At 70.3% G+C, this 6920-nt stretch carries 6 protein-coding genes and 1 pseudogene; 5 read left to right on the top strand and 2 right to left on the bottom strand.

Annotated elements, in window-relative coordinates; all coding sequences use genetic code 11:
- Positions 1 to 250 precede the first annotated feature (250 nt).
- Genes E4099_RS26795 through E4099_RS26785 form a run of 3 tightly spaced genes read left to right on the top strand, consistent with a single transcriptional unit; the run spans position 251 to position 4319 of the window.
- Positions 251 to 1045: a toll/interleukin-1 receptor domain-containing protein gene (locus E4099_RS26795; RefSeq protein WP_135341702.1), complete on the top strand. Its 795-nt coding sequence runs from the start codon at positions 251 to 253 to the stop codon at positions 1043 to 1045.
- Positions 1042 to 3018 carry a hypothetical protein gene (locus E4099_RS26790; protein ID WP_135341701.1) on the top strand — a complete coding sequence of 659 codons (1977 nt, stop codon included), beginning with the start codon at positions 1042 to 1044 and terminating at the stop codon, positions 3016 to 3018. Before E4099_RS26795 ends, E4099_RS26790 begins: the two co-directional genes overlap by 4 nt.
- Positions 3015 to 4319, top strand: coding sequence for a hypothetical protein (locus tag E4099_RS26785; RefSeq protein ID WP_135341700.1), 1305 nt, complete (start codon positions 3015 to 3017; stop codon positions 4317 to 4319). The genes E4099_RS26790 and E4099_RS26785 overlap by 4 nt, the downstream gene beginning before the upstream one ends.
- A 159-nt stretch (positions 4320 to 4478) precedes the next feature.
- On the opposite strand, the pseudogene E4099_RS34550 reads toward E4099_RS26785, so the two are convergent.
- A pseudogene (locus E4099_RS34550) lies at positions 4479 to 4634 on the bottom strand (LysR family transcriptional regulator); the annotation flags it as partial.
- Between E4099_RS34550 and E4099_RS34945 the strand changes: the two are divergent.
- The gene (locus E4099_RS34945; protein WP_280923528.1) at positions 4597 to 4728 is read left to right on the top strand and encodes a hypothetical protein; all 132 of its coding nucleotides are present in this window, start codon (positions 4597 to 4599) and stop codon (positions 4726 to 4728) included. The pseudogene E4099_RS34550 and the gene E4099_RS34945 overlap by 38 nt on opposite strands.
- A 267-nt stretch (positions 4729 to 4995) precedes the next feature.
- The gene (locus tag E4099_RS26775) at positions 4996 to 5649 is read left to right on the top strand and encodes an HNH endonuclease (RefSeq protein ID WP_135341699.1); all 654 of its coding nucleotides are present in this window, start codon (positions 4996 to 4998) and stop codon (positions 5647 to 5649) included.
- An 88-nt stretch (positions 5650 to 5737) separates the two neighbouring features.
- On the opposite strand, the gene ychF is transcribed toward E4099_RS26775, so the two are convergent.
- Entirely contained in the window at positions 5738 to 6826 is a 1089-nt protein-coding gene (gene ychF, locus E4099_RS26770; protein WP_135341698.1) for a redox-regulated ATPase YchF, read from the bottom strand.
- Positions 6827 to 6920: the final 94 nt, after the last annotated feature.

The following is a 6920-nucleotide window of genomic DNA, read 5'->3' as shown; positions in this document are numbered from 1 at the left end:
CCTCCCGCCCCACGGATCCCACGCTCCCCAGCGGGACCCTCCGGCCCCACCCGACGCGTCGCCCTGCGCCCCTGGTTTCTTCGGGCCGCCCGCGACCAGTGACGTGCTGGACGGCATACCTCCATCCGTACACCCTCCGGTGGACGCGTCATGCCGTCACCCGGTCGGGACCTCGTGGTCCGCGCGGGCCGGAGCCCCGCGCTTGCACGTGCCCCCATTGACCCGTCCTCCTCACACGAAGGGAACCTTCATGTCCGACGTCTTCGTCAACTACCGCACAGGCGACGAGGAATCCACGGCGACCATGATCGCCCGGGAGCTCGCCCGGCGCTTCGGCGGCGAGCGGATCTTCTTCGCCAGCAACTCGATCGAGCTCGGACACCGCTTCCCGGTGGAACTGGTCAAGGCGGTAGAGGGATGCGACGCGCTCCTCGCCGTGATCGGCCCGCGCTGGGCGGAGGTGCGAGGAGCCGACGGCCGTCCCGCCCTCGAGGCCGAGCAGGACTGGACCCGTCGTGAGATCCGGACCGCACTCGAGCGCGGGATCCTGGTGATCCCCGTGCTGGTCGGAAAGACCACGCGGATCGACCGCGCCGTCCTCCCGGACGACCTGCGGGAGCTGGCGGACTGCCAGTACAGGCGGTTCGACCACCGCAACTCGGAGTCGGACCTGACGGCGCTCGGCGACGCTCTCGCCCGGCTACTGCCCGAGCTGAGCGACACGGACAGGGATGCCCGTGCCGCGCGGGAGCGGGCGGAGGCGAAGCGCCCCAGGAAGTCGGCCAAGGATGCCGGGCACACCAGAATACGGACGCGTGACGTCGAGCAGCGCGTGCGCGGCGGCATCGGAAACCTCAACGGAGACCTGTCCGGAACCTTCGTCAACGAGCCGCAGGGGCCCGTGAACACCGGTCGGGGCCACCAGTACAACGCGCCCCACTTCCAGGGCGACAACACCGGGGTCCAGTTCACGGCGGGCGACAGCAGCGGTACGGTCCACCAGCGCTTCGGGTGCGAGCGCCGACGTTCGGACGACGGACGATGACCGAGCAGGACCGCGTCACCGTCAACGATCCGCGGGGCCCGGTGAACAACGGCCTGGGCCCCCAGTATGTCTTCTACGGTGCCGGCGCGGATTGGATGATCCGCAAGGGGGTCGAGCCCCGCCGGGTCGCCCGCGAGGACCGGGTGCGCCTGGCCGACCGGTTCGTACCGCCAGTGGGCTACCGCGTCGCAGCCGACCGACTGGCGGACCCCGGATCGGTGGTGCTGTTGGAGGCTTCGCCCGGCAGTGGCCGCCGCGCCGCGGCGATCATGCTGCTGCACGGGCTCGGTGCGGACGAGGGAGCCGACGAGGAGGGGATCAGGTTCGAGGAACTTCCCGCCACGGACCAGGACGAAGACCCTCTCGTCCCCGGTAAGGGAGACCGCTTCCTCCTCGACCTCTCGGGAATCGCCGACGAGGATGCCTACGCGAAGGCCCAGGACCGCCTGGCGGTGCGACGGGCACTGGTCCAGGAGGCGGGGGCCCACTTGGTCGTCGTCCTGCCGTCGGGCATGGAACACGCCCGCGCGCCGCACCTCGAACCCCACACGGTGACGCTGGGACGCCCCCGAGGCATCGCCGTCGTCACCCGGTACCTCCGCATGGACCGGATGCCCTTCCGCCCCGCGGACCTGGGCAACACCGACCTCCAGCGCCTGTGCGACCGCTCCCCCATGCGGGAACTGGCGCGGCTTGCGGGGCTGGTGAGGACCGCTCGCGACAGCGGCCGGTTCGGCGCCGACTTCGCGGGATGGCTCGACCAGGCGATGCACGCGGTGACCGACCGTGCCGGTGAGGTCGGCCGGCAGGTGGCCACGGTCCGCACCGCACCCGAGCGGGCCCTGCTGCTCGCGACGGCGGTGTTCGAGGAGGCCGACGCCGACACCGTCTACGACGCGTGGCACGGTCTGATGAGGACGGTGAGGCACGAGGAAGAGCCGACGACCGAGCTCGCGCAGACGGATTTCGGGGAGCGGTTGGCGGCGCTCGGGATCGAGCGGGACCCGGACGGCCGGCTCCGCTTCGGGCGGCTGGCCTACGCCGACGCGGTACGGACGTACTTCTGGGCGAACTTCCCCGGAACGCGCGAGCACCTCAGGGACTGGATCGGCCGGGCCGCCGGGTTGCGCGGTCTGACCGCCGACGACCGGGTGAACGTCGTCGTCCGCTTCGGTGAGCGGTCTTTGGCCGTCGGGCGGCCCGACCACCTTTTCGACCTCGTGGTGCGCTGGGCGGACCGCGCGACCGGGGCCTCCTGCGACCCGCGAGCCGTGGCGGCCCTTGAGTTCGGTCTCAGCCACGAGAGGTTCGGAGGGTGGTTCCGCAGGCGGATCTACGAATGCGCGAGGTCCGGCCCCTTGTCGGACGGTCTCGCCCGCGTCCTGACCAACGCCTGCCTCCAGAGCCTGGGCGCGACGCACCCGGATCAGGCGATGGTGCGACTCCACTACCTCGCCGCACGGAAAGGGGAGGCGGCACGCGAGGCTCGGGAGGCACTTCTCGACCTCGCCGGCCGCGACCGTCGGCTCTATCGGCTGCTGATCGACCGGCTGCGGGACCGGACGCCCCGGGACCCGCGCCGGGCGGAGACCCATCTCCGGCTGCTCGCGGAACTCCTGAGGAGCGACCGGGCACCGGACCCGCCGCCGTGGCCGGACCTGTTCCTGGGCTGGGAGACGGTTTTCTCCCAGCCGCCGACGGAGCTCTGGAACCCGCTGGTCAGTGGCTGGCTGAACGCCGCGGCGGGCGACCGGGCACAGGAAATGGCGCTGGACGTGATGGTCGGGGCGACGCACGGACGCACGGCCGCCCTCCACCGCCTCTACGCCATCGCCTGCACATGGGCGGGGTCCGCGCACCACCCGTCCCGGGCGGCCGTCGCCGCCCGCTTCTGGCAGCAGATCGACCACGCGCAGTACGCCCGTACGGAGCGTGCGGGTGCCGGACCACGGACCACGGAAGAGGCACGATGAAACCCCGCTTTCCCAGCCTGCTGTTCGTCGCTCTCTGCGGCCTCACACCGGTCGTGCTCGGAAGCCTCCTGAACTGGTCGGCGTGGCTGTGGGGCTTTATGTGCATGGTCACGGTTTCGGGCTCCCTGCTACTCGTGATCACGGTCCTCAGCGGTGGCCGCGCCTCGGCTGACCCGTACGAGCCCCAGGAGTCCGAGCCGCCCGCGGCGCCGACGGAGCAGCCTTACCAGGAAACGCGGGTGGTCGACGCAGCGCTGGCGAGCGCGGCGGACGGCTACGACTTCCTCTTCTCGGCCACCGTGTGGTGGAGGCCGGTCCCCGACCACGCTGACCGGCCCGGCAGCGCCTCCCCGGCCCTCGCCGTGTCCTCGGTCGTCAGCCGGGCCCTGGAGGTCGTCCGCCGCGAGCAGCCCGACCGGGCAAGCTTCGCGCGCTATCTCCTGGAGGGGGAGCTGGGCGTCCCGCTACCGGACCGGAGCGGACAGGTTAAGGCTCTGGCGACCGATGTGACGCTGACCCTCGCCCCCGCCGACCGCGAGCGCCTGCGGAAGTTGAACGATCTCCGCAAGGACGAGGAGATCTGGGAGTGGGAGCGTCAGCACGAGCGCAACAAGCGGCGCTACCTGGGTGACGACGTGCTCAGGAGCGCGGGCAGCGCGGTGGTGTGGTGGCTGGCCCGTCACGAGAACGAGATCGAGAAGGCGGTCGACATGATCGGCCCGCTCGCCCAGATCGCGGCGGCGGCCAAGGACGAGGAGGTGCCCGAGCTCTTCCGCCACCTGCTCGTCCCGCCCGTGGGTGCGCGCAGTGAAGCCACCGTCGGTGGACCGCTGTGGGACGGACACGGCCAGGGAGGAGGGCCATTCGACCGCGAGGAGGAAGTAGGGCCTTCGGATCGGCTGCTCCTGCTGCTGTCAGCGGTGGGCCTGAAGCCCGACATGGACGAGTACACGGTGCTCGTGCACCGCGTGATTCGGAGTCTGAAGGCGACCGGGCTGGACGAGGCGGCCGAGGAGATCAGGCGGACCTTCTTCCCGGCGCCCGACGAGGGTGAACCTTCGGGTGAAGGGGAGACCACGGAGCACTGGTCGCCGCGCTACCCAGCCTTCGAGGGCTCGCCGTTCGCCGACGAGGGTGCAGACACGTTCACGCCCGAGGCGGCGGAGAGTGGCGTGGGCGAACGGAACCAGGGCTGGTACGAGCCGAGTGAGGACGACACATACCCGTGGGACACCTCGCACAGCCCGCGCCGACCCGACGCACCTCGCGCAGCCGACGAGCGCGACGAGGACGGAAGCTGATCCGGTAGGCGGTCGGCTCTCCAGGGCGGGCTCACCCGCACCGCACCCCGCGGGCGGGGGAGCCCGTTCCTGCCCCGGGCCTGGGCAACCGGCCCGGGCGAAGGCCCTCGTCCTTGAACGCACGCGGGCCAGTGCTCGGCTCCGGCGGCCCCACCGTGGCTACCGAGCCGACCTGCCCCCGCCGTCGGTCTCGCCGCCCGCTCGCCCTGCCCTCAGCTCACGTATCAGCGCCCGGACCCCCGCGGTACGGGCCAGCTCGGGTGTCGTGGTGTAGCCGATGCGCCGGGTCGGGCGGTCCGGTCCGAGGTCGGCGACGGTGGTGGAGGGCTTCGAGGACACCGTGACGGCGTTCCAGGGGATGCTGCGCGGGGAGAACACCGGGAAGATGATCGTCCGCCTGGGCGAGTGAGGGCGAGGCCGCGGCCTTCCGCCGATACGGCCCCGAGAGACGTACCTTTCCGAGCACCTCCGCGCCGGTTCAGCACGCGATGCGGTGGCGTGAGCCGACGCACCCGCACTCCGACGCACCCGCTGTGCCTGCCCGTGCGGCTTTGCATGTCAGTGGTCGCTGTTACCGTCCCTCCCTGTCCGGACATCGGAAGGGGGAAGCGTGTCCGCGCCACCGTCTGCGATACCCCGAGGGAGCCGAGCGGATCAGCCGACATGGGTATGGCTGATGGTTCTGACCGCGCACCAGGGACTCTGCGTGTACTGCGGGAAGATCGCGACGACGCTGGACCATGAGGAGCCAGTGGCGGACAACGGAGCGGACATCTGGTGGAACTTCGTTCCGGCGTGCGCCAGTTGCAACAGGAGGAAGGGGAAGCGCACCGCGAGTAGATGGGTCGCGGACATGGACCTGAGCCACACGTTCCCGAAGGCCGGCTTCACCACCAAGCCGATGCGTCCCGAGGTGTACGCCGGTATCCGCAAGCGTGTGGCGGGCGCACAGCGCGAGATCGCCGACATCGACCGACGTGACTGGTTCCGCCACCACTACGGCCGGGAGAAGCACAGGACGAAGGCGGACCTGTCCGGGGTGCTCGAACGCTGCGAGGCGGAACTGAGGGGCTATCCCCACAAGCCGTGGACCACGCCGAAGGTTCGCGACACCAAGGCGGACACCTGCGTTCGCCGCATGTGCTGCGCGTGGACGCACCCCGACGCCTGGATCTCCGGGCCCACGATGATCCTCGCCCAGGAGGATCGCGAGGCGTTCCGCAGGGAGGCGTACCGGAGGAAGCTCGGCGAGGGCGAACTCCTCGAAGAGCTGGTGAAGCGGTACCTCGCCGACCGGGGCCGCGACCTGGACCGCTCGGAGCCGGAGTGAACCAAGAAGGGGCCAGACCCTGAGGTCTGACCCCTGACCTGGGCTTTCGTCCGCCGAACTGCACCTGGGCAGGTCGACGGATCAACCGTCACACGTTGAAGCGGAACTCCACCACGTCCCCGTCCTGCATCACGTACTCCTTGCCCTCCATGCGCGCCTTGCCGGCGGCGCGGGCGTCGGCGACGGAGCCGGTTTCGACCAGGTCGCCGTAGGAGATGACCTCGGCCTTGATGAAGCCCTTCTGGAAGTCGGTGTGGATGACACCGGCAGCCTCGGGGGCCGTGGCGCCCTTCTTGATGGTCCAGGCGCGGGCTTCCTTGGGGCCTGCGGTGAGGTAGGTCTGCAGGCCCAGGGTGTCGAAGCCGACGCGGGCGAGGGTGGCCAGGCCCGGCTCGTCCTGGCCGACGGACTGGAGGAGCTCCAGGGCCTCCTCCTCGTCCAGCTCGGCGAGGTCCGCCTCCAGCTTGGCGTTGAGGAAGATCGCCTCGGCCGGGGCGACCAGCTCGCGCTGCTCCTGCTTGAAGTCCTCGTCGGTCAGCTCCTCCTCGTCCACGTTGAAGACGTAGAGGAAGGGCTTGGTGGTGAGCAGGTGCAGGTCGTGCAGGAGCTCGGTGTTCTCCGCGCCCTGGACGAAGCCCGCGGAGAAGAGGGTGCGGCCCTCCTCCAGGATGGCCTTGGCCTCCTCGACGGCCTTGACCTTGGGCTGGACGTCCTTCTTGATGCGCGCTTCCTTGGTGAGGCGCGGCAGGACCTTCTCGATGGTCTGGAGGTCGGCGAGGATCAGCTCGGTGTTGATCGTCTCGATGTCGTCCTTGGGCGAGACCTTGCCGTCCACGTGGACCACGTTCTCGTCCTTGAAGGCCCGGATGACCTGGCAGATCGCGTCGGACTCGCGGATGTTCGCCAGGAACTTGTTGCCCAGGCCCTCGCCCTCGCTGGCGCCGCGCACGATGCCCGCGATGTCCACGAAGTCGACGGTCGCGGGCAGCTTGCGCTGGGAGCCGAAGATCTCGGAGAGCTTGTCCAGCCGGGCGTCCGGGACGCCGACCACGCCGACGTTGGGCTCGATGGTGGCGAACGGGTAGTTGGCCGCCAGCACGTCGTTCTTGGTCAGGGCGTTGAACAGGGTCGACTTGCCGACATTCGGCAGACCGACGATTCCGATCGTGAGCGACACGTGGCGACTTCCCGTAGCGAGAAAAGGAGTAGGAGGACCGGCCCGGGCGGGGGCCGGCCCCCCAGTCTACGGGGAGGTACGGCTGTCTCTTATA

The sequence above is a fragment of the Streptomyces palmae genome, assembly GCF_004684805.1.
Classification (GTDB): domain Bacteria; phylum Actinomycetota; class Actinomycetes; order Streptomycetales; family Streptomycetaceae; genus Streptomyces; species Streptomyces palmae.
The sequence above is the reverse complement of the archived record's forward strand: the minus strand, read 5'-3'. Positions and strand labels throughout refer to the sequence as shown.

Bases quoted from the DNA above. Each gene is read 5' to 3' on its own strand.
- E4099_RS26775 (WP_135341699.1), top strand. From the start codon at position 4,996: ATGGTTCTGACCGCGCACCAGGGACTCTGCGTGTACTGCGGGAAGATC.
- E4099_RS26795 (WP_135341702.1), top strand. From the start codon at position 251: ATGTCCGACGTCTTCGTCAACTACCGCACAGGCGACGAGGAATCCACG.
- E4099_RS34945 (WP_280923528.1), top strand. From the start codon at position 4,597: ATGCGCCGGGTCGGGCGGTCCGGTCCGAGGTCGGCGACGGTGGTGGAG.
- E4099_RS26790 (WP_135341701.1), top strand. From the start codon at position 1,042: ATGACCGAGCAGGACCGCGTCACCGTCAACGATCCGCGGGGCCCGGTG.
- E4099_RS26785 (WP_135341700.1), top strand. From the start codon at position 3,015: ATGAAACCCCGCTTTCCCAGCCTGCTGTTCGTCGCTCTCTGCGGCCTC.